A 22515-nucleotide genomic window follows, 5' to 3' on the forward strand; every position below is an offset into this window, starting at 1 on the left:
AGGCCTTGATCCCGGGAAGGAAGCGCCGCATCGGTTTCGGTGCGGTGCTTCCTTATTTTTCATGTGCGGGCGTCCTGGCAAGTTTGCGTTTGCGCCACAGTGTGAAACCCCACCAGCCGAGCGGGCAGAGGACCACCGCGAACGGCAAAGCCGCTGCGACACAAATGACAAGGAAGCCTAGCGACGCCATAAGGGTATAAACTACCTGTCCCAAGGCTTCGGTCAGAGGAGCAAAGGCCGAAGGGGCCGCGCTTTGCACGTGGCTGTCGTAGGTCAGGGTCAGATGTGAGGTGGCGACCCGCTTGCGCATAACGGCCAGCGAAGACGACAGGGAATCTATATCCGCTTGTACCTGAGAGAGTTGCGTTTCAGCTTCGATCAGTTCCGCGATCTTGCCAGGGCTTTGGCGGATGATGGCCTGAAGCCGGTCGCGCAGCGCCATTTTATTTTTCAGGCGGGCCTCGGAGTCGATGATCTCAAGGCTGAGATCCTCTGACGTCACGGTCTGTTGCGTGATGCGTGCCTTATAGGATTTGAGGTCACCCTTCAGGCTGTTTTCAAACTTTTTGAGCCATTGGGGTGTGGCCCTGAGATTGACCTCCACGCGCACCGATCCGGCTTCTGGGTTGGCGTTGGTGCTGGCGTTCAGAACCTGACACTGCGCCACACCTGCGCCCTCACACATGGCCTGATGGTGTTTGGCCATGCGCTCGGTATCTGATGCGGGTAGCAGAAAGCCATAGGTATAGTCGTAGGCCAGTTGTGGGGTACTGGCGGAAACGACGGCGGGTTCACGGACTTGCACCGGTGCGTTTGGCTCCTTGGGAAGGACGACCATCGGCGAGGATATGGCTTCCTCCGTATAGGGTTCACCGGACGAGTCAGCGGGTCGGGCACATCCGGCAATTAGAGCTACAGGCAGCAGGATCAGGGCGTTACGCATGATTTCCCCCGTTGGAATGGACAACAAACTTAGCATTGTTAAGTTTGTTGTCCATCCTCTTTAGAGCGCGGTCGGGTTTTCACCGGAGCGAGTCGGTTTGGACGACTTGCGCGGGCGACGGACCCACCAGATGACGGGCGCGGCGATCAGCCCCAAAGGCAGCAGGTAGCCCGCCACGGCGACCATCACGGTCAGCACCGAGATCATATTCGGACCGACATCCGACAGCGCGGATTTCAGAGGTGCCCAGGTGCCATCGACGGCCACCGCCGAGGCCGGGCGATAGGTTAGCGTCATCTTCGACATGGCCACGCGCTTTTTCATCGTGGCGACGGCGGTTTGCGCGCTATCGATATCCGCCTGAATCGTGGCCAGTTGCTGCTTTAACTCGATGACTTCGCTCATCTTTCCCTTATGACTGCGCAGCGTCGCCTGCAGATTGTCGCGTAAGGCCGTCTGGTTTTTGATGTGGGCCTCAGCGTCGATGAGGCTCAGGCTGACGTCTTCGGTGGCGATGCTCTGGCTCTCGATTTTCGCACCGGTGGCCTTCAGCTCGTTATTGAGATTTTTGCGGAAGAGGCCGATCCATTGCGGCGTGGCGCGCAGGGTCAGGGTGTGAAACTGCCCCTCTTTACCCGTATTCTGACTGTTCAGGGACAGAACCTGACAGGTGGCGAGGCCGGCCACGGTGCAGGCCTCTCGATGACCTTCCATCATGCTGCCGACCGTTTTGTCGGGTGCGCTGAGGTCAAAGCGATAATCATAGGCCAGTTGTGGAACCGAGGCCGGATCGACGCGCGTTGATTTGGCTATATCGCCACCGGCATCAGCGGGGGAGGCCTCTTCGGTGAGAGGGGGTTCCTCCGCGGGTTTGGAACAGGCCGACAAGGTGAGCAGGGACGCAGACAACAAAACGACGGCCAGACGGCCGGAACAACGCGATGACATGAGGGGCTCCCCAAACGAAGGTTGACGCCGCACTCGAGGGCGGCGGCCTTCATGTCGCGCTGAAATCACGTCATTTTCACGGCGTAATCACGTTTACGTGATATTTGCGTGATTATAGCGTGATGATGTTGATCTGTTTCGGATTTGCCGAAAAGGGCGGCGGGCCCACAGGTCGCATTGTGTCGTCAATGCGGCCAAATCTCTGTCAGGCGGCGCGCAGGGTCTGTCCCAAGGCCTTAACCTGATCACGCAGGGCGATCAGGTGCGGCAGGTCCATATTGCCCATGGCGCACAGCATGGCCTGCGGAATGGATTGCCCTTGTTTAGCCAGCGCCTTGCCCTTATCCGTCAGGGTGATGCGGGTGACGCGCTCGTCTCTGGGGTCGCGAGTGCGGTCGATTAGCCCTTGCGTCTGAAGGCGTTTGAGCAGTGGCGTCAGCGTGCCGGAGTCAAGAAACAGCGGCGTGCCCAGTTCGCTCACCGACCGGTCGTCCTTCTCCCACAGCAGCAGCATGACCAGATACTGCGGATAGGTCAGGCCCAAGGGTTCCAGCAGGGGCTTATAGGCCTGTGCAAAGGCATGGGCGGCGCTGTGAACGGCAAAGCAGATTTGATTTTCAAGCCGCATTTCCGCGGGGATGAGGGACGAGGACATGATTTTCTCCTGACTTGGCAAAGGGATAACATAATAATCAATTAAAACCAATTAAATTGTGCACAATGCAATTGACAAAAGATTGTGCGCAATCTATCTAGGTTTCAGACACGCCACTGGCTGTTCTTCATCGACTTCAACCGCAAAGGAAATCTGATCATGACCACCTCGATCACCGCGCTCTACACCGCTCACGCTACGGCCACCGGCGGCCGCGAAGGCACCGCCTCCACCCCTGATGGCCGCCTGTCGGTCAAGCTCTCAACGCCGAAGGAACTGGGCGGCGGTGGCGGGGAAGGCACCAATCCGGAGCAACTGTTTGCCTCTGGCTACGCCGCCTGCTTTATCGGTGCCCTGAAATTTGTCGGCGGTCAGAAGAAGGTCGCCGTTCCCGCCGACGCCTCGATCGACGCATCGGTCGGCATCGGGCAGATCCCCAACGGGTTCGGGCTTGAAGTCACGCTGAAGGTCAACCTGCCGGGCGTCCCGGACGAGGCGGCGCGCGACCTGATCGAAGCCGCACACGTGGTCTGCCCCTATTCGAACGCGACGCGCGGCAATATCAACGTCACCCTGATCCACAAGGCGACGTCTGGCGAAGTCATCGTCGCGCAGTAGGTTTTGCGCCTAACGGATTTAAAATAAAAGCGTCGGAGGTGTCTCCGGCGCTTTTTTTTCAGGCTTTGAAGTGCGGGTTGTCGATCAGGTCCTGACCGGTGGATTTGGGCGGGGCGGTGAAAATGCCGGGCAGGGCGTCGCGGGTTAGATGATCCAGTTGCGTCAGTTCCGCCTCGCTGAAGCTGAGATTGTCCAGCGCGCCGAGGCTGTCGGTCAGTTGCTCGACCGTACGCGCTCCAATCAGGGCCGAGGTGACCCGCGCGTCCTTCAATGTCCAGGCCAGAGCCATGCGCGCCAGAGATTGCCCGCGCGCCTTCGCCAGTTCATTGAGCCGACGGATCAGGGCCAGCTTGGCGTCGGTCAGCCCCGCGCGCACCCAGTCGAGGCGGGCAGCGCGTGACTCTTCGGGCAGACCGCTCAGGTATTTGTCGCTCAGAAAGCCCTGCGCCAGAGGGGAAAAGACGATGGTGCCGACGCCATTGCGCGCATTGGTCTCCAGCAGCGCCGGTTCGATCCAGCGATCCAGCAGGCTGTAGTTCGGCTGGCTGATCAGCAGCGGCACGCCCAGAGATTTGAGACTATCGGTCGCCTTTTGCGTCAGGTCCGGCCCATAGTTGGAAATGCCGACATAGAGCGCCTTGCCCTGCTGGACCAGCGTCGCCAGTGCGCCCATGGTTTCTTCCAGCGGCGTGTGCGGGTCCGGGCGGTGCGAATAGAAAATATCAACATAGTCGAGCCCCATGCGCTTCAGGCTCTGGTCGCATGAGGCCATCAGGTGCTTGCGCGTACCTGTCATGGAGCCGTAGGGGCCGTCCCACATTTGCCAGCCGGCCTTGGACGATATGATCAACTCATCACGATAAGGCTTGAAATCTTCGGCGAAAATGCGCCCAAAGTTCACCTCGGCTGAGCCCGGCGGCGGGCCGTAATTATTGGCCAGATCGAAGTGAGTGATGCCCCGGTCAAAGGCGGCGCGCAGCAGGGCGCGCTGCGTATCGAGGCGGTCGATATCGCCGAAATTATGCCAGAGCCCCAGCGATATGGCGGGCAGTTTCAAACCCGACGTGCCACAGCGGCGATAGGGCATGGCGTCATAGCGCGTGTCGGCGGCGGAATAGGTCATGGGGCGCTCCCGGTTTTCATTGCCGCTAGGGTTAGGATGGTTTAGGGCGGTTGGGAAGTAGGGATAAGCCATGAGTCTTGAAAACTGGACGCCGCGTCCGCGACCGGCGGCGAAGACCTTTGTGGGCCGCTATGGCCATCTTGAACCGCTCGACTGGGCGCGTCACCTGTCGGGGCTTTATGCCGTGGCCGGGGGTGAGGCCAATGGCGACCTGTGGCGTTATATGCCGCTCGGTCCCTATGTGGGTGAGGCCGTTTTTCAACGCGAGTACGAAGCCAAACGCGCTCAGGAAGGCTGGGAAACGCAGGTCATCCTCAATCCGCGCGGGGTGGTCATGGGTATGGCCTCTTTCATGCGTATCCGTGAGGCGCAAGGCAGTGCCGAAATCGGCGCCGTGCTGTTTGGGCGCGCCTTGCAACGCACGGCACTGGCCACCGAAGCTGTGTTTCTGATGGCGCGCTATCTGTTCGACGAACTGGGCTATCGGCGCTTTGAATGGAAGTGCAATGCGGCCAATCGGGCGTCTATGCGGGCGGCGGAACGGTTCGGTTTTACCTATGAAGGCACCTTCCGCAACGACATGGTGACGAAGGGCGAAAACCGCGATACGGCGTGGTTTTCAATCATTGACTCAGAATGGCCGCGCATTCGCTCTGCCTACGAGGCCTGGCTCGACCCGGCCAATTTCGATGGCACGGGTCGCCAGATTTTCCGCCTCAAGACCAAACAGGGTTAGGCCACTCGCAAGGCGCGGTCGAGGGCGGCGATCAGGTCGGACGGGTCTTCGAGGCCAATCGACAGACGCAGCAGGCCCTCGGTGATCCCCGCCGTGGCCTGCGCTTCCGGCGACATGGCCGCATGGGTCATCGACCCTGGATGCACGATCAGGCTTTCGACGCCGCCCAGACTTTCGGCCAGACTGAACAGTTCGATCACGTCAAACACGCGTTTGACGGCTTCAAGCCCGCCCGCCAGTTCGAAGCTCATCATGGCGCCGAAGCCCTTTTGCTGACGCTTGGCCAGTGCGTGCTGCGGGTGTGAGGGCAGGCCGGGATAGAAGACGCGCGATACGGCGGGGTGGGCATCGAGGAATTCGGCAATGGCCTGCGCCGACTCCTGCTGCTGCTTGACGCGCACCAGAAGGGTGCGCACGCCGCGCAGGGTCATGTAGGAGTCAAACGCGCCCGGCGTCGAACCGAGGCAGTTGGCCCACCAGCGATAGGTGGTGACGTCTTCTGCCGTCGTGCAGACCAGCGCGCCGCCGATGACGTCCGAATGGCCATTGATATATTTGGTCGTCGAATGGATGACGAAATCGGCCCCGAAGGCGATGGGGTTTTGCAGGGCCGGGGACAGAAAGGTGTTGTCCACGGCGACCTTTGCCCCGGCGGCGTGGCCCAGCGCGATCAGCTTTTCGAGGTCGATAAGGCGCATCAGCGGGTTGGACGGCGTTTCCAGCAGCAGCAGGCTCGCGGGCTGCGACAGGGCGGCTTCGATAGCGGTATCGTCGCCCTGATCGACATAGACGACTTCGATCAATCCTTGACGATGGCGGGCATTGAGCAGGCGCTGCGTGCCGCCATAGCAGTCGTGCGGCACGATCACGCGCTTATTGAGCAGGTCCTGCCACAGAAGGTCCAGCGCCGCGAGGCCGGAGGCGGTCATCACGGCACCCGCTCCGCCTTCCAGTTCGGCAATCACGTCGGCGATGATGTCGCGCGTCGGATTGCCGGAGCGGGCATAGTCATAGCCACGTTTTTGACCAAAACCGGCGAAAGAATAGTTGGACGACAGGTAGATCGGCGGCATGACCGCCCCGTGCGCGCGGTCGCTGTCGATACCGATGTTAATGACCTTGGTGCCGAGTTTGGCGTCTTTGAGATAATCTTTTGACATTTTCGTTCCTGCCGGCGCTCGCTTTGGGGACGCCGGCTAATCTTTAAGTGAGGTGCGAACTATATCGGACACCAGACGGATTTCTTTCAGGAAAGCATCGTGTCCATAAAGTGAGGGAAAGTCGATAAAGACGCTGTCCGTCAGCGTCTCATGCAGGGTCTGCATGTCCGAATAGGGAACCAGCCGGTCCGTCGGCACGGCGGCCAGAAACACCCTGGCCTTGATCTTTGCCGGATCGACGCGGTGACGATCGAGCGAGTCCGACATGGATATCCAGCGATTGGCGTTCGACGTATAGGCGTCGCCGCGCGCCCGCAGATAACCGCACACCGTATAGTTTTCGCCCGCCCAGTCGGGTGCCGGGCCATCAAAACGCTCGGAAAATTCGGCTTCCGAGCGATAGGTGGTCATGGCCAGTTGCCGCGCCAGTGAAATCCCTTCCTGTTCGCGGCCCGTGTCGAGCCCGAACTTCAGCAGACGGCGTTGCAAGCCACGCATGGCCGTGGCCATCGGGTGCGCGCGGTGCGCCGCCGAAATGCAGCAGACGCGGTCGATATAGTCGGGATAAAGCTCAGCAAAGGCCAGCCCGATCATCGCCCCGTAAGACGCCCCGATAAAGGCAAACACATGAGCCACCTCAAGGTGATCGAGGATCAGCTTCACCAAACGCGCCTGATCGTGCGTGGTGATGGTATAGACCTGAGAGGCGGGCAGGCGCGGCGCAAATTCGATGGACAGGACGCGAAAAACGTTGAGATCGAGCGCCTCATCGGGGCCCGCTACGCCCTCCCACCAGCCGGGGGCGGTGTCGGTCGAATCCTCCTTGGCGAACAGGATGCGCCCGGCGGAAATGCCCCCCGCGGCCACCACCACACGGCCATCGGCCGGGCCGTAGAGGCGCGCCACGACGTCGGTCTGCTCCAGCCTTTGCCCGCTTTGCAAACGGAACTCGTCCGGAATATCGACGCGGATGTCTGTCCCCATAAGATCAGGAACCGTCAGATCGGGCTGGGTGTGCGGTTTGATAAAGCTCATAGCGGTAAAAGCTCGGTGGTCCGGTGCAAAACAGGGGCTCAACGGACCAGTCGGGAGAAGACACGGCCACACCGCCGCTGTCGCTTCTCTCATCTGTCGGAAGCGCACTTCCGCAGGAGTTGGCACCATTCCGAAGGTTCGGCGGTTGCCCCAGCGTCGTCGGGCCTGTCCCTCGGCTGGTCTCGATGAGTTATGTGCGCTTATGCGCCGAAGCCGGCTTTGTCGTCAAGAGGGGGATGGAGATGAGGCGTATCGCATAAGACGCGCATAAACAGGTCATCCGGTTGCGACCTTCGTGCGTAGTGACGTTATGACCCAAATCAAACGTCGCGCCGTTCTGGCCTCTCTGGGTGCCCTGCCCCTCTCGATCACTGCCTTTGGCGTGTATGCTGAGGTTCCGGCAGGCGTGCCTGACGGCAAGCTGGTTGGTAAGGGCCGCTACAGCGTGCTGGGCCTGTCAATCTTTGACGCCAGCCTCTATGCGCCCAATGGCCGCTACGATCCGCAAAAGCCGTTCGCCCTGCGGCTGGACTATCTCCGAAACATCACCGCGAAGCACATTGTCGATCATTCGGTGGCCGAAATCCGCAAGCAGGGTTATTCGGACAAGGCCAGGCTTGAAGAGTGGCGACAGCAGATGAGCGCCATTTTCCCGGATATTCGTTCGGGCGCCTATATTACGGGTGTACGCACCGCCGACGGTCACGCCCAGTTCATTCACAACGGCCGTTCGATCGGCACCATCCGTGATACGCAATTTACGCGCCTGTTCTTCGATATCTGGCTGGGCAGCCGGACCTCGTCGAAAGCGCTGCGCTCCAAACTACTGGGGGATGCATGAGCCCGCGCAAGACACCCAAACGCACCTGGATCATCGGTGCTTCCAGCGGCATAGGCGAAGCTCTGGCCGAACGGCTGGCGGCGCGAGGCGAGGAAATCATCCTGTCAGCGCGCAATGCCGAGGCGCTGGAGACGATCTGCAAGCGGCTTAAAGGCCGGGGGCATCGCGTCCTGCCGCTCGATGTGTCGGATGGTCCGGCGGTGGCCCGCTCAGCCACATGGTTGAAGGACACGGTGGGGCCGCTTGATCGTGTGTTGTTTTTTGCCGGTGCCTACACGCCGATGAAGCTGGGGCAGATCGACCTCGGTGACATGGGACGTATCGTCGATACCAACCTCAAAGGAGCCTTTTACGTCGTGGAGGCCGCCCTCCCGGTCATGGCGGAAAAAGGTCAGATCGCCCTGTGTGCCTCAGTGGCGGGTTATCGTGGCCTGCCCAATGGTCAGCCCTATGCGGCCACCAAGGCGGGTGTGATTTCGCTGGCCACGTCTCTGCGCGCCGAACACGGCGAGCGGCTGGATATCAAGGTGATCAATCCGGGCTTTGTCAAAACGCGCCTGACGGACAAGAACGGTTTTGAAATGCCGATGATGATCACGCCGGAAAAGGCCGCCCGCGCCATTGCCCGCGAACTGGACAGCAAACGCTTCGAAATCCACTTCCCCAAGGGCTTTACGCGGATGGTCAAGCTTCTGGCCTTGCTGCCCGACGGACTTTATTTCAATGCCGTCAAAGGGATGCGTTAGGTAGGTTGCGAGGCTTTCGGGCGGCCCCATTCGGCCAGCACGATACCGGCAATGACCAGAGCCAGTGCCCAGAAGTGAAACCCGTGCAGCGGCTCGCGCAGGATCAGCACCGACAGGATCACTCCGAACAGCGGGATGGTGTTGATGAACAGGCCGGCCCGGTTGGCCCCGATCAGTTCGACGCCCCACACATAGCATACCTGTGCCACCAGTGACGGCAGCAATCCCGTATAGAGTACGATCAGCCATCCGGTGGTATCGGGCCAGACAATGCCGGTGTCGCGCGACATCCACAGCAAATAGGGCAGGGCGGCCCCTATGGCCCCGAGGGTCGGAATGGCCATCAGGCTTTGCCAGTGGATCGCCGGCTTATAGCGCAAGGCGATCGTATAGGCCCCGTAATTGATGACGGCCAGCAGCATCAGGACGTCGCCGAGATTGAGGTCCAGCCGCACAATATTGCGCAGATCGCCATGCGTGGCCGTCAGCATGACGCCGATGGCGGTAACGCCAAAGCCCGCCACCTGCGCCCAGGACGCTGTGATGCGATACAGCGCGTAGTTCAGCCCCATAATCACCAGAGGAATACCGGCGTCTTCGATCACCACATTGATGGCGCTGGTGTGCTCCAGCGCGGTGTAGAGCAGGATATTGAAAGACGCGAAACCGAAGAAGCCATAGGCCAGAAGCAGGGGCAGGTGCTGACGGATGACGGGCCAGTCGCGGCGGAGCGGTTTCACCGAGAGGGCAAAGATCACCAGTGCTGCCAGTATCCAGCGCGCGGCCGACAGCATGGCCGGGCTGATGTGTCCCACGGCCAGCTTGCCCGACACCATATTGCCCGCCCACAGGATCGAGGCGATCAGCAGGCAGGCATAGGCCCTAAGGCTCACGGATGATTTTAGATACTGTTGCAACGATTTCTCTCCGTCGTTGCGCGCTTATCACGAAAAACGGGGCGCGCCTTATCTTTTTTCTTTGAATTCGTTGAAAAGACTTATAACGCCATCCTTACCCGCCTGCCGTAAGGGCGATAGGAATAAGGATCTGAAAACATGTCTACCCTTGTCGTGAAATTCGGTGGTTCGGTTCTGACCTCCGAAGCGGCCCTGCACCGCGCCGTGTCCGAGGTCTATCGTTATGTGCGAGACGCGCACAAGGTGATTGCCGTCATTTCGGCCTTCAAGGGTGAGACAGACCAGCTTATGCGTCTGGCCGTTGGCTATACGCAGGCCTCGGCCTCTTCAGCGACGCCGCACCTGCTGGCGACGGGCGAGATGAAGGCCTCGACCCTGTTCGCTATGGCCTGTGAGCGGTCGGGGATCGTGACGCGCTTTCGTTCGGTGGCCGAAATCGGCCTGACCGCCGAAGGGGACCATTTCAATGCCCAGCCGGTCAGCCTGAAGACCGAGGTCCTGATCAACGACCTGAAGGCCTGCGATCTGGTGGTGGTGCCGGGTTATGTGGCCGAAAATGCCGCCGGTGAGCCCGTGCTTCTGGGGCGGGGGGGCTCGGACCTGACCGCCGTCTTTATCGGCAAGGCCTTGCGTGACGTCGGCGTCGAGGCGCGCGTGCGTCTCAACAAGGACGTCGATGCGGTCTATGATATCGACCCCAATACCTATCCCGATACAGCCAAGCCCTATGCCGCCCTGTCGTGGGATGAGGCCGAAAAGATCGCCTTCCCCGTCGTGCAGGCCAAGGCCATGAAATACGCCCACGAGCACGGGCTTGAGGTCGAGGTCGCGGGCATGGCGCGCGGCTATGAGACCGTGCTGGGGGCCAAGACGGCGGAACGCAAGACGCCGGGCTTTGCGCGTAAGATCCGCGTGGCCGTGATGGGGGCGGGGGGCGTCGGCTCAATGTTCCTGCAACGCTGTCTGGAATGGTCGGACCTGATCGAGGTCGATCGCGTGCTGGTGCGTGATCCGTCGAAGCGCCGCGACCATCCGCTGGCGGGTAAGTTTACCTCGGATGCGCGTAACTTTGCCCGTGCGGATGTCGATGTGTTTGTCGATATCGGCACTGGCGTGTCGCCTTCGGCGGAACTGCTGGAGCAGTTTCTCAAACTGGGCGTCGGCGTAACGTCCGCCAACAAGCAGGCCGTGGCCGCCGTTCAGGGCAAGCTGAAGGACGCGGCGAGGGCATCGGGCGCGGCGCTGACCTATTCAGCTTCGGTCGGTGGCGGGGCCCCGGTCATCGAAGCCTTGCTGCGCGCCGTCAAGTCGTACAAGATCAAGAGCATTGCCGGGGTGGTCAACGGCACCTCCAACTTCGTGATTGATCAGGTCGAGGCGGGTAAGACCTTCGATGCGGCCATGGATGAGGCGCGCCGTCTGGGCTTTGCCGAGCCGGACTCCACGGCCGATCTCGATGGGACGGATGTGGGGGCTAAGCTGCGCCTGCTGCGCGAAATCGCCTTCCCAGGCGTGACGCCCGTGCACGTTGAGGTCGGGGCCATCACGGCGGAGTCGCTGGTCATCCCCAAGGGCAAGGGCCTGCGCTACGTGGCGCGCGCCATCATGACGCCTAAGGGCCTTGAGGTGTCGATGAAGCTGGAGGAACTTCCCGCCGATCACTATCTGGTGGGGGCCAAAGGCGAGCAGAACCGCGCCATTATCGAGCTGGAAAACGGTGAGTTCTGGTATGTGACGGGTAAGGGGGCCGGTGCCTGGCCGACGTCGGAATCGCTGCTGGCCGATACGCTGGAGATCGCCCGCGGTTTGAAGGGGTGATGTTTTAAGCGCCTCCCTTGAAATAGGAGGAGGTGCTATATGTGACGTCATGACCCTCGATGACCTCAATCGCTTCTGCCAGTCGCTCACCGCTGCTACCCATGTGGTGCAGTGGGGCGAACACGATGTGTGGAAGGTGGGGGGCAAGGTCTTCGTCATTGCCGGCACACAACCCGACGGGCATGTGTCGTTCAGCGTCAAGGTCTCTCCCATGACGTTTGAAATCCTGCGCGATCATCCCGATTGCCGCCCGGCTCCCTATCTGGCGTCGCGCGGCATGAGCTGGATACAGTATTATACCGGGGATCAGATGTCCGACGAGGCGTTGCGTGGTCTGATGACCGACTCGCATCGTCTGGTCGCCGACGGCCTGTCGAAAAAGAAACAGAAGGAATTAGGGCTTTGAACTATCGCCACGGCTTCCACGCCGGGAACTTCGCCGACCTGTTCAAGCACGCGGTCCTGCTGAATTTTCTGCGCGCCCTGCGTGAGACGGGGCAACCGCTTCAGGTGGTGGATAGCCACGCCGGGGCGGGCCAATACGACCTGTCTGATCCGACCTTTTCGCGCTCCAAAGAGGCCGAGGCCGGAATCGGCTACCTGCTGGGGCGCGACGTGCCGCCAAGTCTCATCCCCCTGTCGGACTATGTGTGGGCCAAGAACCGCGCGGCCGGGTTCAAAACGCGCATCGGCCTCTATCCCGGTTCGCCGCTTCTGGTGCTCGATCATCTGACGGCGGAAGGCCGCTATATGGGCTGCGAGCTGCGCAAAGACGATTACGAGCGCTTGCGGGAGACGGTGACGCCGCGCGGTAAGGCGCGCCATACGGATGGCTACGAGGCAGCGGTCGAAATGGCCGAACCGGACAAGGATTTCTTTCTGCTGATCGACCCGCCGTTCGAGCAGTTCGAGGATTATGAGCGCATCAATCTGTGCCTGCGCGACGTGCTGAAAAAACAGCCCGCCGCCAAGGCCCTGGTGTGGTTGCCGCTGAAAGACCTTGAAACCTTCGACCGCTTCCTGCGCCATATGGAATGCGAGCTTCTGGAGGACCAGACGGGGGAGGGCGGGCCGGACATTGCCGTGGCTGAGCTGCGTTTGCGCCCGCTGACCAATCCGTTGAAGATGAATGGTTGCGCGCTGGTGACGGTCAATGCGCCGGCGTCGGTGGTCGAGGCCATGCGCGACATTGCTGACGATCTGGCTCAGGTCTTTGCCGAACCGGGCGGCAAGGCGTCGGTGTGGACGTTGGATTAATCACTGATCACGCGAATTTGCCTGCTTAGGGCGATGGGTCGCATAGGCGCCTGTGGATTTCTGTGTTAGTTTTGTGCGCTGCAATATTTTTTGAGCGCACGAGGCCACGAGATGTTGACCATGACGCAATCCGATCTGCCCCCGTTTTCCCTGCCCACCTCCGAAGAGATGAAGAGCGCGACGGAGCGCCTGACCCATTTCTGGATCGGGGCCTGTTCGCCGATGTGGGTGCCGTTTTTTGCGGCGACCAGCTTTGGCGTTTCGGCGTGGATGCTGTCCGGCGTGCCGGCGCGCCGCGCAGGCGGCAGCGACCTCTATAAGGACCTGCCCAAGGGCTTTGTCGATATGATGAGCCTGCGTCAGACCTGGTACAAGGCCAGCGAAGACGCTGCCCATGTGTTGGAAGAGGTCAATGAGGCCGTGCGTGAGGTCGCCGTTGCGCCTGTGATGGCGGCTATCGAGGTCGAGGACGCGGTGGTCGATGCCTTTACCGAACGGTCCGAGGCGACCGGAAGCGAGGCCGCGCCGGTCGCAGAGTTTGCCCCGGAGCCTGCGCCTGAAATGGATGCCGCCGAGGCGGTGGAAACCGAAATCGCATCTGCGACGCCCGAAGCGGAAACCATTGAAGATGTACTGCCGGAACCGGTCGTCGAGCCCGCCTTTGAGCCGGTGCCGGTCGTCAAATCCGCGCCGAAGCGCCGCCCGGTGCCGCGGAAATAGTTATCCTGCGGGGTAAATATCCACCCGGATCGGACGGTGGTCGGAGCCGTAATAGGGGCCGGCCTTGCGATTGCGCAGGCTGAGCGCCTGACCGGCAAAGGCATTGTCGATGCCGATACGCAAGGGGGCGGGCAGGACCGCAGGCCACGTCCCGACCGCCGCTGGGGCCGGCAAAAGACCCAGACTGCGACTGAAATCCATAAGGCCTGAGGCTGAGGGGGTGGTGTTGAAATCCCCGACCAGCACTGTGCGCTCCGGCTGTTCGTCGCGCAGGTCTGCACTCAGTCGCTCCAGTTGGCGCGGTTGGTCGCCCGGTGCGCTGAACGGCCACGGGCGCGTCAGATGCGCCACGGCCAGATGAAACGCCCCGGCAGGTGCCGCGACCTCTACGGTCAGCAGGCTGTAACCAATGGGGCGGGCGCGTGGGCGCGTCAGCGGGTAACGCGAAAAGACGAAGGTGTCGTAGCGGCGGGCCATGTGGGGATAGGTCTGGCGCAATTTCGCGGCCAGTGTCGCTTCGGCCAGAGGCCCGGCTTCGACGATGGCCACGACATCGGGGTTTTCCGTCCTGACCCAGTCGAGCAGTCGCTGCGGCGTCTCGTTCTTGACGTACAGGTTGGCGAAGATCAGCCGCACCGGGGTCGCCTTCGTGTCCGTTGGCGGCTGGGGCGGGTTGATCTGCGGCCAGAAACCCACCCCCAAAAGACCGGCCGCCAGCAGGCTGATGAGGGCCGAGGCACGCTGACGCAACTGAATGAGCACAAAGGATGCCGCTAAGGCCACGCTGAGCAGGGGCGCGGTGAAAATGTCGATCAGATAGCCGCGTGCGCCTTGCGGGTCGAGCAGGCACGTCGCCCCCATACCCAGCAGAGCGAGGCTAAGGATGAAGGACAAAAACGAAAACAGTCTGAGAACCAGCAAGACTTAGCGCAGGACGACGGCGGTCCCGGAACAGGTGACCATCAGCATGGTGCCCTGAGAGACGGTTTCATAGTCGAGATCGACGCCGACAATGGCGTTGGCCCCACGTTGCGCAGCTTCTTCCTGCATTTCCTTCAAGGCGGCTTCGCGGGCGGCGCGCAGCACTTTTTCGTAGGAGCCGGAACGGCCGCCAATAATGTCGCGGATACCGGCAAACAGATCGCGGAAGATATTGGCCCCCAGAATGGCTTCGCCCGTAACGACGCCGATATAGGTGTCGATGCTCCGGCCTTCGACGCTGGGTGTGGTGGTGACGATCATGGTGAATTCCCCTAACGCATGTGATTGACGCATAACCCTGCTACAGGCAATGTCTAGCCATAACGGGCGAAGGGGAGCAAATGACATGTTTGTCAGGTCGGCCTATGACGTGCAGAAGGTTTATGACTCGGTTGGCACAATCAAACGCCTATCGGATCGTATTATCGGTATCGGCCCGTTCAACCTGATCGGTCTTGACGGCCTTTTGGCGTGGCTCCCGTTTCCGATCGTTGGGGCGGTCTATTCGTTCGGGGCCTCCGCCTATATTCTGCTGAGCGGGTTTCGCGCCCGCATCAGTCCAGTCGCCTGGGTGCAGGCGGCCGTTGTTCTGGCGCTCGATCTGGGGATCAGCGGACTGGAGGAGGTGGCGCAACTTATCCTCCCGTTTTTCCCGGTGGGGGCGGTGGCCGATACCCTCTATCAGGGACACCTCTACGCCTCGCACATTGTACAAAAAGATATCGAAAAAACCCTTTATATCGAAGAAAGTGGCCGTGATGCCCACGCTTCGGGCCGCCACAAAGAGCATCTGGCGACGATGAAGGCGACCAAGGGCAAGAAGCGCCTTGTCTATCTTTTGCCCTGAAATCTATCCCCGCCGTGACATTTGGGCGGACACTGACAGGCACCATTGTCGATGAGGCCCGAACGTGTCCCTGCAAAACACCCCCGCCCTTGGCCTGCCCCTGCTGCAAGCGGGACAGGCGCAAAAACATATCACTTTCAATGAAAGCCTGTGGCGGCTCGATGCCCTGATACAGGCGCGCGTCAAAAGCCGCGCGGTGGCCACTCAACCCGCCACGCCGCAGGAGGGCGACGCCTATATCCTGCCCGCAGGCGCATCCGGCGTGGCCTGGGATGACTTCGATGCCGGTGATTTCGCCGTCTATCAGGGTGGTTACTGGGACCTCCTCAGCCTGCCCGAAGGGGCGCTGGTGCACGTGGCCGATGAAGGCGGCTTTGTGGTCCGCGTGACGAGCGGCTGGGTGCGGCTTCAGACCACGTTTGACGCCCTGCAAAACCTTCAGCGGCTGGGCGTTGGCGCAACCGCGGATGCAACCAACCGGTTATCGGTCAGTAGCCCGCAGGTCCTGTTCAACCACGCCGGGGCGGGCTGTCAGGTCTTTGTCAATAAGGCGACCAGTACGGGGGATGCCGCCCTCGTGCTGCAAAAGGACTTTTCGAACCGCGCGATTATGGGGGTGCTGGCGGATAGCCCGGATGCCCTGACGATCAAATGTTCCAGTGACGGCGCTCATTTTGGAACCCTTCTGCGGGCCACCCGCTCGGTCGCCACCTTTTGCCCTCAGGATGAGGGGGGGCCTGCCTTTGTATATATGGGGCCTCATCAGATCGGAACGCCCTTTGTCTCAGGCTATCCCGCTATGGAGGTGTCTGAGGGTATTGCGGGCGACCGCTATGCCTTCTTTGACTTCCACGCCAGCGACGCACAGCCGGATCATTCCAGCCGTTTCATCCGCAATCCCGGTGAGAACGGTGATTTCGTTGTGTCGAACGTCGGTACAGGGAATATAAACCTGCATTCAGGCGGGAATGTATACCTGTTTGCGGCCACGGTTCCGCGCTCCGTGCAAACCGCGTCGGCCTTCATTCCCAATGCCGATAATGCCTACGCACTGGGCGGGGCCAGCAACCGCTGGTCGGCCATATGGGCAGCCAATGGCGTCCTTCAGACCTCGGATCAGCGTGACAAGATTGTTGAAGCGACGCTCGAAGGTCCGCAGGCTCTGGCCTTTGTTGAATCCGTCAATCCGGTCTTTTTCAAATGGCGGTGTGGCGGGCAGGCAGTGGTTGAAACCGGTCGCCATCAGGTCTTGCTGAACCCCGACGATGAGGGCAGCAAAAAGACCTGGGTGGTAGACTCTGAAACCGTAGCCGTAGCGGGTAAACGTACCCATGCGGGCTTTCTGGCGCAGGAGGTGCGGGCGGCGATGAGCGCGCTCGGCCTTGATTTTGGGGCGTGGGGTCTCGAAGATATGGATGACCCCGACAGTCGGCAATGGCTCAGGCCCGATCAGCTTATCCCCATTCTGTGGGCGGCGGTCCAAAGCCTCAGTGACCGCGTGACGAGGCTGGAATATCCGACGGTTTAACGCAGGCCCAGATATGGCGAAGGCCCGGTCGTTTCCGAACCGGGCCTTCATGGTGCCGTATGGCAGGATTGAACTGCCGACCTCAGCCTTACCAAGGATGCGCTCTACCACTGAGCTAATACGGCTGAACCGGTGTGAACACCGGCTGAGGACGGGGCTAATACCCAAACCGGTGCGAAACGCAAAGCGAAAAGTGCATTTTTCGCTCGCTTTTTGTGGATGGAACGCTAAATCACCGCCTTATGAGCGACTCTCCGAATAAAAATCCCAAGGACGAGAAGGCCGAGCGCCTCAATGCCGCCCTGCGCGCCAATCTCCAGCGGCGCAAGGCTGCCGCGCGGCGGCCGGAGCCTGCACCGATCCGTGAGGACGACGTGAAAAACTAGCTGTTGCACCTGCGGCCCGGTGATGTAGAACGCGAAATCCATTTCATTTCCAAAGCCCTGAATCGGGGCGGCCCTGTTGGCAGAAATGAAAGTTCAGAACATTCGGATCAGGCGTACTCAATGGATCGTATTGCGTTGGAAGGCGGCGTGCCGCTCAAGGGGGATATTCCCGTCAGCGGAGCCAAGAATTCCGCGATCAAGCTGATGGCGGCCTCGCTGCTGACCTCTGAGCCGGTGCGCCTGACCAATATGCCGCGTCTGGCCGATACGCGCCTGCTGGGTCGCCTGCTGCAACGCTTTGGCACGCAGATTACCGAAACCAACGGACCGGACGGGCATCAGGAAACCCTGCTGCATACGCCGGAAATCACCTCGGCCTTCGCGCCCTACGATCTGGTGCGTCAGATGCGCGCCTCGTTCAATGTGCTGGGGCCGCTTCTGGCGCGCACGGGCCATGCCAAGGTGTCACTGCCCGGCGGCTGCACCATCGGCGCGCGCCCGGTCGATCTGCACCTCAAGGCGCTGGAGGCGCTGGGGGCCCATATCGACATGCACGAAGGCTATGTCTTTGCTCAGGCACCGCGCGGCCTTAAGGGGGCGGAGATCGAATTCCCCTTCGTTTCGGTCGGCGCGACGGAGCACGCCCTGATGGCGGCGGCTCTGGCGCACGGCACGACGGTGTTCAAAAATGCGGCCTGTGAACCGGAAATCGTCGATCTGGCGAAATGTCTGAACGCCATGGGGGCGAAGATCAGCGGGGCCGGGACGCCGACCATTGTCGTCGAAGGCGTCACTGCGTTGAAGGGCACCGACTGGGCGGTCATCTGCGACCGTATCGAAGCCGGCACCTACGCGCTGGCCGGGGCGGCCATGCCGGGCAGTGAGGTGCGCCTGACGAAGGTGCGCCCGGAGCTGATCGGTATTTTGCTCGACAAGATGCGTGAGGCGGGCTGCGAGATCGAAACGACGGCCGATACAGTGACCATCCGTCGCGGCCAGGGTCGCCTGAAAGCCGTCGATATCACAACCGAAGTCTATCCGGGCTTTGCCACCGACCTTCAGGCGCAGTTTATGGCCCTGATGACTCTGGCCGAAGGCGAGTCCACGGTCCGCGAAACCATCTTTGAAAATCGCTTCATGCACGTGCCGGAACTGGGGCGCCTGGGGGCCAGTATCTCGGTCCAGCACGGCGGCGAAGCGAAGGTGACGGGCGTTGAGGAACTGCGCGGGGCGCAGGTCATGGCGACCGATCTGCGCGCTTCGGCTTGTCTGATCATCGCCGGTCTGGCGGCGCGCGGTGAGACCGTCGTCAACCGCGTCTATCACCTCGATCGCGGCTTTGAGAACCTTGAGGGCAAGCTGTCGGCCTGCGGGGCCAATATCCGCCGTATCAAGGGCAATGACCCGATTGAGGAAGAATAAGCCTCATGTTTGGGTGGTTTCAAAACAAGCCGAAACCGCTCCGTCTTCTCGCGCAGAGCGAAGAGGACGTGGTGCCGCTGAGCGCGCTGTTGCAGGATGCAGCCCTGCGCGGCGAAGACGTGCGTTATGATGCGCGCGCCCGTGCCCTGACCCTGCGCTTCAATCGCTTTTGCCATGAACACAAGAGCCGGACGCCTCTGCGCGCCGCCTGCGCCTTGCAAATCGGTTCGATCACCGGCCTTCAGTCGCGCGGCTTCGACGTGCAGCGCCCGCCGCAGGGCATGACCATCCTGCATCTGGCCACCGAACCGCTCGAAGCGCCGGCCTGCCACCTTTATCTGCGCTTTGCGGGCAAGGCCGCTGCCGAACTGAAGATCGAGGTCGAGGCCGTCGATCTTCTGCTTATGGACCTCGCCGCGCCCCATCGCGCCCGTTCGACCCCCAGCCACCCGGTGTAATCATGAAGCTGGCCCGTATCGACATCGACTCCGACAGCCTGGCTTCGCCGTCGCCGGAAGTGGAGCATGAGCGTCAGGTCGCCATGTTCGACCTGATCGAAAAAAACAGCTTCAAACCCGAAGGTGGCGCGGCAGAGACATACGATCTGCGACTGGCCTATGAAGACGGGCGTCTGGTCTTCGACGTTACGGGCGAGGGCTACGCCAAAAAATTCATGCTGTCCTTCACGCCGCTCAAGCCGATCATGAAGGACTACGCCATGATCTGCGAAAGCTATTATGAGGCGCTGAAAAACGCCACGGTGGGGCAGATCGAGTCGATCGACATGGGCCGTCGCGGTATTCATAATGACGGCGCGGACCTCCTGACCGAACGTCTGGCTGGCAAGATCGAAATTGATCATGAAACGGCGCGGCGTCTGTTTACCCTTATCCATGCCCTGCATCTGCGGGGGTGATGTCGTCTCCTGTGGGGAAAAATCAGAGTGTGGCTAAAAAGCCGCGAAGCACCTAATTTGTTGGAAATGAATGATCGTTCATTTTGAGTTCATCAAGATGGCGGTTTTGCCGCAATCTCCTATTAAATTTATGTTTTTCTTGTAAAAAGGTCCAGAAATGGCCTTTGAGGCGGCCCAATGCGGCCCCTTTGCGGAGCAATTGTATTCGGGTCGCTGGGGCATCTCCCCCGGCGGACAACAACGAGTGCGGTTCATGAAAATCGCACGGCACACGAAGACAATAGGAGTTCACTATGAAGACCATGCTCATGGCTACTGCCGCTCTGGCTGCCGCTGCTTTCGGCGCGTCCACGGCTTCCGCGCAGTCCCTGTCGCAGCCCGAAGTGTATGGCTCGATCGGTGCGACCGCCACGAATAACAACAAGTCCGACTCCAGCCTCAACTCGATGAATGCGCGCTTCGGTACCAAGCTGACCCCGCACTTCGGCGTCGAAGGTGAGCTGGCCGCCGGCACCAACGGCGACACGACCAATACGGGCCGTTACAAGCTGACCAACAAGAAGGCCGCCTACGCCGTGGGCTTCCTGCCGGTGTCGGATCGCATTGAGCTGATCGGCCGCGTCGGTGTTTCGGACACCCAACTGAAGAATTATAACAACTCGCCGATCGCCGAAGACGGCACGGCGCTGGATGTCGGTGTCGGCGCGCAGATGAAGCTCAACGACGCCTACGCCATCCGCGGCGACTATACCCGCTCGGCCTTCAAGGATGACCGCGGTAATGCCGACAACCTGTCGGTCAGCGTAGTACGCAAGTTTTAATCCTTAACTTGCGCTCAGAGGCTTCGCCTCTTGGCGGCCTGAGAAGTAAAAGGACTTGGGCCTGCGCTCCCGCTTGGTCGCTAGTCGCTTCGCTCCGGGAGTGCGTACTGGATCGGCGGAGTTCCGAAAGGGGCTTCGCCTTTTCACGCGCGCTTTCCCTCTTTCCTCTGAACCCGTTTGGGTATAAAGGGAGCGCCACTGATTTTCATGGGCGACATCGCACGACGATTCGCCCTTTTCCCTTTCCATGTGGGGCCGAATGGCAAAAGAAGAACTGTTGGAGTTTGCGGGTACCGTTGTCGAGCTTTTGCCGAACGCGACATTCCGCGTGACGCTCGAAGACTCAGGCCATGAAATCATCGCGCACACCGCGGGCAAGATGCGCAAGAACCGCATCCGCGTGCTGGCCGGTGACCGTATCATGGTCGAAATGACGCCCTATGACCTGACCAAGGGCCGCATTACTTACCGGTTCAAATAAGTGCTGGCCGCTACACGTAAGGGGCGCGCCTGATGCTGCCCCTTATCCTGGCCAGCGCCAGTCCCCGCCGTGTGGACCTGCTGGCCCAGATCGGCCTGAAACCCGATCGTATCCTTCCCTCCGACATTGATGAAACGCCGCTGAAGGCCGAGACTCCGCGCGAACTGGCCGGGCGTCTGTCGCGCGCCAAGGCCGAGGCCGTGGCGGCTCTGGTTACGGAGCCCGCCTATATTCTGGCCGCTGATACGGTGGTCGGGGTGGGGCGGCGTATCCTGCCCAAGGCGGAGACGGATGCCGAGGTGCGCGCCTGTCTGGAGCTGATGTCCGGCCGCAGCCACCGTGTCTATACCGGCGTGGCGCTGGTCTCGCCTAAGGGCCTGTCGGCGCGCGTGGTGGAAACGCGGCTGCAATTCAAACGCCTGAGCGCCGAGGAGATCGACGCCTATATTGCCTCCGGCGAAGGTCTGGGCAAGGCCGGTGGCTATGGTATTCAGGGCCGCGCCAGCGCCTTTGTCATCCACCTGATCGGCTCCTTTCCGTCGGTGGTGGGGCTGCCGACCTATGAGACCCTGCAATTGCTGCGCGGCGCGGGTTACACGGGGTGAAGCTTTACAGCGAACAGCGGTTTGGTCTGGTGCGTGCCTGCGTGGCGCGTGACGGACTGCCACTGCTCTATGCCGAAGGTCCGGCGCTGGATACGTCCCTGACCCTGTGGGGGACGCGCTCGATGGCGCGACTGACCGCCAAATCGGGGCGTATCGGCTTCCTTAAACTGGCCGATGGGCAAGACGCCATGACCGACCTCAGCGATCCCGATGCGCTGAACGAAGGCACGGCGGTCGAGGTCGAAATCGCTGCCGAAGCCCGTGCCGACAAATTGCCGCGCGCCCGCCTGCTGGGTGTCAGCGAAGGCCCACCGCGACGCCTGTCCGACCCGCTGACGCTGATCGAGCGCCTGAAGCAACAGGCGCGGCGTCTGATCGACCCGCAGGTCCGGTTTGAACCCGCCGAAGACCCCGACGCCCTCGATATTGCCGAGGCACAGGCGACCCAGCCCAGCTTTGACCTGCCCGGCGGGGGCTATTTGTCTATCGAGCCGACGCGCGCCTTGATCGCCTGCGACATCGACATGGGGCGAGCGGGGGAGGGGATGATCCACACGCCGCGTCAGGCCGCCAAGCGCCTCAATGAGGTGGCGGTGGAAGAGGTGGTGCGCCGCCTGCGCCTGTCCAATCTGGCGGGGCTGGTGGTGGTCGATCTGATCGGCAACAAGCACAATGGTGAAAAGCTGACCGGGCTAGTGCAGGCGGCGTTTGCGGCTGAGGGGCGCGCCATTGCCTGCGGGCCGATTACGCGCTTCGGGACGCTGGAATTCAGCCGGCCCTGGGGCGCACGTCCCCACACCGAAGACACGCCGCTAAGGGCCGCCCGCAGGCTTCTGTGGCGCGCCGTGGCCGAAGCCCGTTCGGATGCCGGTGGACGCCTCCGTCTGCGCGCGCCGGGACCGGTCGCCGATCAGGTGCGGCAGTGCCTGAAAGACAGCCTCGACCCGCTAACACCCCGCCTCAGCGTCGAAACGGCAGCGATGACCGAGGTTGTTCCGCTGCGATAGTCGT

General features: G+C 61.2%; 27 protein-coding genes, 1 tRNA gene and 1 riboswitch. Of the genes, 18 read left to right on the forward strand and 10 right to left on the reverse strand.

Annotation, left to right across the window (positions count from 1 at the left end; all coding sequences use genetic code 11):
* Positions 1 to 52 precede the first annotated feature (52 nt).
* From EM6_RS02215 to EM6_RS02225, 3 genes are all read right to left on the reverse strand, one after another.
* Positions 53 to 943 (reverse strand): DUF4349 domain-containing protein, encoded by an 891-nt coding sequence (locus EM6_RS02215; protein ID WP_172961106.1) that lies wholly within the window; start codon positions 941 to 943, stop codon positions 53 to 55.
* A 60-nt stretch (positions 944 to 1003) separates the two neighbouring features.
* On the reverse strand, positions 1004 to 1891 hold the full coding sequence (locus EM6_RS02220; RefSeq protein WP_126419965.1) for a DUF4349 domain-containing protein: 888 nt from the start codon (positions 1889 to 1891) through the stop codon (positions 1004 to 1006).
* A 205-nt stretch (positions 1892 to 2096) separates the two neighbouring features.
* Positions 2097 to 2546, reverse strand: a complete 450-nt coding sequence (locus EM6_RS02225; protein WP_126419967.1) for a MarR family winged helix-turn-helix transcriptional regulator — start codon at positions 2544 to 2546, stop codon at positions 2097 to 2099.
* A gap of 159 nt (positions 2547 to 2705) precedes the next feature.
* Between EM6_RS02225 and EM6_RS02230 the strand changes: the two genes are divergently transcribed.
* Positions 2706 to 3164 (forward strand): organic hydroperoxide resistance protein, encoded by a 459-nt coding sequence (locus EM6_RS02230; RefSeq protein WP_126419969.1) that lies wholly within the window; start codon positions 2706 to 2708, stop codon positions 3162 to 3164.
* 58 nt (positions 3165 to 3222) lie between these two features.
* Here the strand turns inward: EM6_RS02230 and mgrA are convergent, their stop codons facing one another.
* On the reverse strand, positions 3223 to 4287 hold the full coding sequence (mgrA, locus tag EM6_RS02235; RefSeq protein WP_126419971.1) for an L-glyceraldehyde 3-phosphate reductase: 1065 nt from the start codon (positions 4285 to 4287) through the stop codon (positions 3223 to 3225).
* Positions 4288 to 4357: 70 nt separating this feature from the next.
* Between mgrA and EM6_RS02240 the strand changes: the two genes are divergently transcribed.
* Positions 4358 to 5023, forward strand: coding sequence for a GNAT family N-acetyltransferase (locus EM6_RS02240; protein ID WP_126419973.1), 666 nt, complete (start codon positions 4358 to 4360; stop codon positions 5021 to 5023).
* On the opposite strand, the gene metB is transcribed toward EM6_RS02240, so the two are convergent.
* Together metB and metX are read right to left on the reverse strand one after the other, a co-directional pair.
* Positions 5020 to 6183 (reverse strand): cystathionine gamma-synthase, encoded by a 1164-nt coding sequence (metB, locus tag EM6_RS02245; protein WP_126419975.1) that lies wholly within the window; start codon positions 6181 to 6183, stop codon positions 5020 to 5022. The genes EM6_RS02240 and metB overlap by 4 nt on opposite strands.
* 36 nt (positions 6184 to 6219) lie before the next feature.
* Entirely contained in the window at positions 6220 to 7218 is a 999-nt protein-coding gene (gene metX / locus EM6_RS02250) for a homoserine O-succinyltransferase MetX (RefSeq protein ID WP_126419976.1), read from the reverse strand.
* A gap of 86 nt (positions 7219 to 7304) precedes the next feature.
* Positions 7305 to 7410, reverse strand: a riboswitch (SAM riboswitch).
* Between the two features lie 118 nt (positions 7411 to 7528).
* Here metX and EM6_RS02255 point away from each other — a divergent pair.
* Positions 7529 to 8059: a chalcone isomerase family protein gene (locus EM6_RS02255; protein WP_232037072.1), complete on the forward strand. Its 531-nt coding sequence runs from the start codon at positions 7529 to 7531 to the stop codon at positions 8057 to 8059.
* A complete protein-coding gene (locus EM6_RS02260; protein WP_126419978.1) occupies positions 8056 to 8805 on the forward strand; it encodes an SDR family NAD(P)-dependent oxidoreductase in 750 nt (249 codons plus the stop codon). Before EM6_RS02255 ends, EM6_RS02260 begins: the two co-directional genes overlap by 4 nt.
* On the opposite strand, the gene EM6_RS02265 is transcribed toward EM6_RS02260, so the two are convergent.
* Positions 8802 to 9698 (reverse strand): DMT family transporter, encoded by an 897-nt coding sequence (locus EM6_RS02265; RefSeq protein ID WP_172961107.1) that lies wholly within the window; start codon positions 9696 to 9698, stop codon positions 8802 to 8804. The two genes, EM6_RS02260 and EM6_RS02265, sit on opposite strands and share 4 nt — an antisense overlap.
* Positions 9699 to 9860: 162 nt before the next feature.
* Here EM6_RS02265 and EM6_RS02270 point away from each other — a divergent pair, with 162 nt between their 5' ends.
* The 4 genes from EM6_RS02270 to EM6_RS02285 all read left to right on the forward strand — a co-directional run bounded on the left by EM6_RS02270 (position 9861) and on the right by EM6_RS02285 (position 13517).
* Complete coding sequence (locus EM6_RS02270) at positions 9861 to 11540, forward strand: homoserine dehydrogenase (protein ID WP_126419981.1); 1680 nt, start codon at positions 9861 to 9863, stop codon at positions 11538 to 11540.
* A gap of 49 nt (positions 11541 to 11589) precedes the next feature.
* Positions 11590 to 11946 carry an MmcQ/YjbR family DNA-binding protein gene (locus EM6_RS02275; RefSeq protein ID WP_126419982.1) on the forward strand — a complete coding sequence of 119 codons (357 nt, stop codon included), beginning with the start codon at positions 11590 to 11592 and terminating at the stop codon, positions 11944 to 11946.
* Positions 11943 to 12797 carry a 23S rRNA (adenine(2030)-N(6))-methyltransferase RlmJ gene (gene rlmJ, locus EM6_RS02280; RefSeq protein WP_126419984.1) on the forward strand — a complete coding sequence of 285 codons (855 nt, stop codon included), beginning with the start codon at positions 11943 to 11945 and terminating at the stop codon, positions 12795 to 12797. Before EM6_RS02275 ends, rlmJ begins: the two co-directional genes overlap by 4 nt.
* 120 nt (positions 12798 to 12917) lie before the next feature.
* Positions 12918 to 13517 carry a hypothetical protein gene (locus EM6_RS02285; protein WP_126419986.1) on the forward strand — a complete coding sequence of 200 codons (600 nt, stop codon included), beginning with the start codon at positions 12918 to 12920 and terminating at the stop codon, positions 13515 to 13517.
* On the opposite strand, the gene EM6_RS02290 is transcribed toward EM6_RS02285, so the two are convergent.
* On the reverse strand, positions 13518 to 14438 hold the full coding sequence (locus tag EM6_RS02290; protein WP_145987676.1) for an endonuclease/exonuclease/phosphatase family protein: 921 nt from the start codon (positions 14436 to 14438) through the stop codon (positions 13518 to 13520). It abuts the gene before it with no gap.
* 3 nt (positions 14439 to 14441) lie between these two features.
* Positions 14442 to 14759: a heavy metal-binding domain-containing protein gene (locus tag EM6_RS02295; protein ID WP_013478693.1), complete on the reverse strand. Its 318-nt coding sequence runs from the start codon at positions 14757 to 14759 to the stop codon at positions 14442 to 14444.
* Between the two features lie 85 nt (positions 14760 to 14844).
* Here EM6_RS02295 and EM6_RS02300 point away from each other — a divergent pair, with 85 nt between their 5' ends.
* Together EM6_RS02300 and EM6_RS02305 are read left to right on the forward strand one after the other, a co-directional pair.
* The gene (locus EM6_RS02300; protein WP_126419990.1) at positions 14845 to 15345 is read left to right on the forward strand and encodes a DUF4112 domain-containing protein; all 501 of its coding nucleotides are present in this window, start codon (positions 14845 to 14847) and stop codon (positions 15343 to 15345) included.
* 64 nt (positions 15346 to 15409) lie between these two features.
* Positions 15410 to 16873: a DUF2793 domain-containing protein gene (locus tag EM6_RS02305; RefSeq protein WP_126419991.1), complete on the forward strand. Its 1464-nt coding sequence runs from the start codon at positions 15410 to 15412 to the stop codon at positions 16871 to 16873.
* A gap of 50 nt (positions 16874 to 16923) precedes the next feature.
* On the opposite strand, the gene EM6_RS02310 is transcribed toward EM6_RS02305, so the two are convergent.
* Positions 16924 to 16998, reverse strand: a tRNA-Thr gene (locus EM6_RS02310).
* A 117-nt stretch (positions 16999 to 17115) separates the two neighbouring features.
* On the opposite strand from EM6_RS02310, the gene EM6_RS17280 reads away from it, so the two are divergent.
* From EM6_RS17280 to EM6_RS02345, 8 genes are all read left to right on the forward strand, one after another.
* Complete coding sequence (locus EM6_RS17280) at positions 17116 to 17259, forward strand: hypothetical protein (protein ID WP_172961108.1); 144 nt, start codon at positions 17116 to 17118, stop codon at positions 17257 to 17259.
* A gap of 120 nt (positions 17260 to 17379) precedes the next feature.
* A complete protein-coding gene (gene murA, locus EM6_RS02315; RefSeq protein ID WP_126419993.1) occupies positions 17380 to 18681 on the forward strand; it encodes a UDP-N-acetylglucosamine 1-carboxyvinyltransferase in 1302 nt (433 codons plus the stop codon).
* 5 nt (positions 18682 to 18686) lie between these two features.
* Positions 18687 to 19139: a DUF2948 family protein gene (locus EM6_RS02320; RefSeq protein ID WP_126419995.1), complete on the forward strand. Its 453-nt coding sequence runs from the start codon at positions 18687 to 18689 to the stop codon at positions 19137 to 19139.
* 2 nt (positions 19140 to 19141) lie between these two features.
* Positions 19142 to 19597, forward strand: coding sequence for a UPF0262 family protein (locus EM6_RS02325; protein WP_126419997.1), 456 nt, complete (start codon positions 19142 to 19144; stop codon positions 19595 to 19597).
* A gap of 293 nt (positions 19598 to 19890) precedes the next feature.
* On the forward strand, positions 19891 to 20418 hold the full coding sequence (locus EM6_RS02330) for a porin family protein (RefSeq protein ID WP_126419999.1): 528 nt from the start codon (positions 19891 to 19893) through the stop codon (positions 20416 to 20418).
* Between the two features lie 259 nt (positions 20419 to 20677).
* On the forward strand, positions 20678 to 20899 hold the full coding sequence (gene infA / locus EM6_RS02335; RefSeq protein ID WP_041658556.1) for a translation initiation factor IF-1: 222 nt from the start codon (positions 20678 to 20680) through the stop codon (positions 20897 to 20899).
* A 32-nt stretch (positions 20900 to 20931) separates the two neighbouring features.
* Positions 20932 to 21504, forward strand: coding sequence for a Maf family nucleotide pyrophosphatase (locus EM6_RS02340; protein ID WP_126420001.1), 573 nt, complete (start codon positions 20932 to 20934; stop codon positions 21502 to 21504).
* A complete protein-coding gene (locus EM6_RS02345) occupies positions 21501 to 22511 on the forward strand; it encodes a ribonuclease E/G (protein ID WP_126420003.1) in 1011 nt (336 codons plus the stop codon). The genes EM6_RS02340 and EM6_RS02345 overlap by 4 nt, the downstream gene beginning before the upstream one ends.
* Positions 22512 to 22515 lie beyond the last annotated feature (4 nt).

The organism is Asticcacaulis excentricus (genome assembly GCF_003966695.1).
In the GTDB taxonomy this organism is placed as follows: domain Bacteria; phylum Pseudomonadota; class Alphaproteobacteria; order Caulobacterales; family Caulobacteraceae; genus Asticcacaulis; species Asticcacaulis excentricus_A.

Bases quoted from the DNA above. Each gene is read 5' to 3' on its own strand.
- EM6_RS02215 (WP_172961106.1), bottom strand. From the start codon at position 943: ATGCGTAACGCCCTGATCCTGCTGCCTGTAGCTCTAATTGCCGGATGT.
- EM6_RS02220 (WP_126419965.1), bottom strand. From the start codon at position 1,891: ATGTCATCGCGTTGTTCCGGCCGTCTGGCCGTCGTTTTGTTGTCTGCG.
- EM6_RS02225 (WP_126419967.1), bottom strand. From the start codon at position 2,546: ATGTCCTCGTCCCTCATCCCCGCGGAAATGCGGCTTGAAAATCAAATC.
- EM6_RS02230 (WP_126419969.1), top strand. From the start codon at position 2,706: ATGACCACCTCGATCACCGCGCTCTACACCGCTCACGCTACGGCCACC.
- mgrA (WP_126419971.1), bottom strand. From the start codon at position 4,287: ATGACCTATTCCGCCGCCGACACGCGCTATGACGCCATGCCCTATCGC.
- EM6_RS02240 (WP_126419973.1), top strand. From the start codon at position 4,358: ATGAGTCTTGAAAACTGGACGCCGCGTCCGCGACCGGCGGCGAAGACC.
- metB (WP_126419975.1), bottom strand. From the start codon at position 6,183: ATGTCAAAAGATTATCTCAAAGACGCCAAACTCGGCACCAAGGTCATT.
- metX (WP_126419976.1), bottom strand. From the start codon at position 7,218: ATGAGCTTTATCAAACCGCACACCCAGCCCGATCTGACGGTTCCTGAT.
- EM6_RS02255 (WP_232037072.1), top strand. From the start codon at position 7,529: ATGACCCAAATCAAACGTCGCGCCGTTCTGGCCTCTCTGGGTGCCCTG.
- EM6_RS02260 (WP_126419978.1), top strand. From the start codon at position 8,056: ATGAGCCCGCGCAAGACACCCAAACGCACCTGGATCATCGGTGCTTCC.
- EM6_RS02270 (WP_126419981.1), top strand. From the start codon at position 9,861: ATGTCTACCCTTGTCGTGAAATTCGGTGGTTCGGTTCTGACCTCCGAA.
- EM6_RS02275 (WP_126419982.1), top strand. From the start codon at position 11,590: ATGACCCTCGATGACCTCAATCGCTTCTGCCAGTCGCTCACCGCTGCT.
- EM6_RS02285 (WP_126419986.1), top strand. From the start codon at position 12,918: ATGACGCAATCCGATCTGCCCCCGTTTTCCCTGCCCACCTCCGAAGAG.
- EM6_RS02295 (WP_013478693.1), bottom strand. From the start codon at position 14,759: ATGATCGTCACCACCACACCCAGCGTCGAAGGCCGGAGCATCGACACC.
- EM6_RS02300 (WP_126419990.1), top strand. From the start codon at position 14,845: ATGTTTGTCAGGTCGGCCTATGACGTGCAGAAGGTTTATGACTCGGTT.
- EM6_RS17280 (WP_172961108.1), top strand. From the start codon at position 17,116: ATGAGCGACTCTCCGAATAAAAATCCCAAGGACGAGAAGGCCGAGCGC.
- murA (WP_126419993.1), top strand. From the start codon at position 17,380: ATGGATCGTATTGCGTTGGAAGGCGGCGTGCCGCTCAAGGGGGATATT.
- EM6_RS02320 (WP_126419995.1), top strand. From the start codon at position 18,687: ATGTTTGGGTGGTTTCAAAACAAGCCGAAACCGCTCCGTCTTCTCGCG.
- EM6_RS02325 (WP_126419997.1), top strand. From the start codon at position 19,142: ATGAAGCTGGCCCGTATCGACATCGACTCCGACAGCCTGGCTTCGCCG.
- EM6_RS02330 (WP_126419999.1), top strand. From the start codon at position 19,891: ATGAAGACCATGCTCATGGCTACTGCCGCTCTGGCTGCCGCTGCTTTC.
- infA (WP_041658556.1), top strand. From the start codon at position 20,678: ATGGCAAAAGAAGAACTGTTGGAGTTTGCGGGTACCGTTGTCGAGCTT.
- EM6_RS02340 (WP_126420001.1), top strand. From the start codon at position 20,932: ATGCTGCCCCTTATCCTGGCCAGCGCCAGTCCCCGCCGTGTGGACCTG.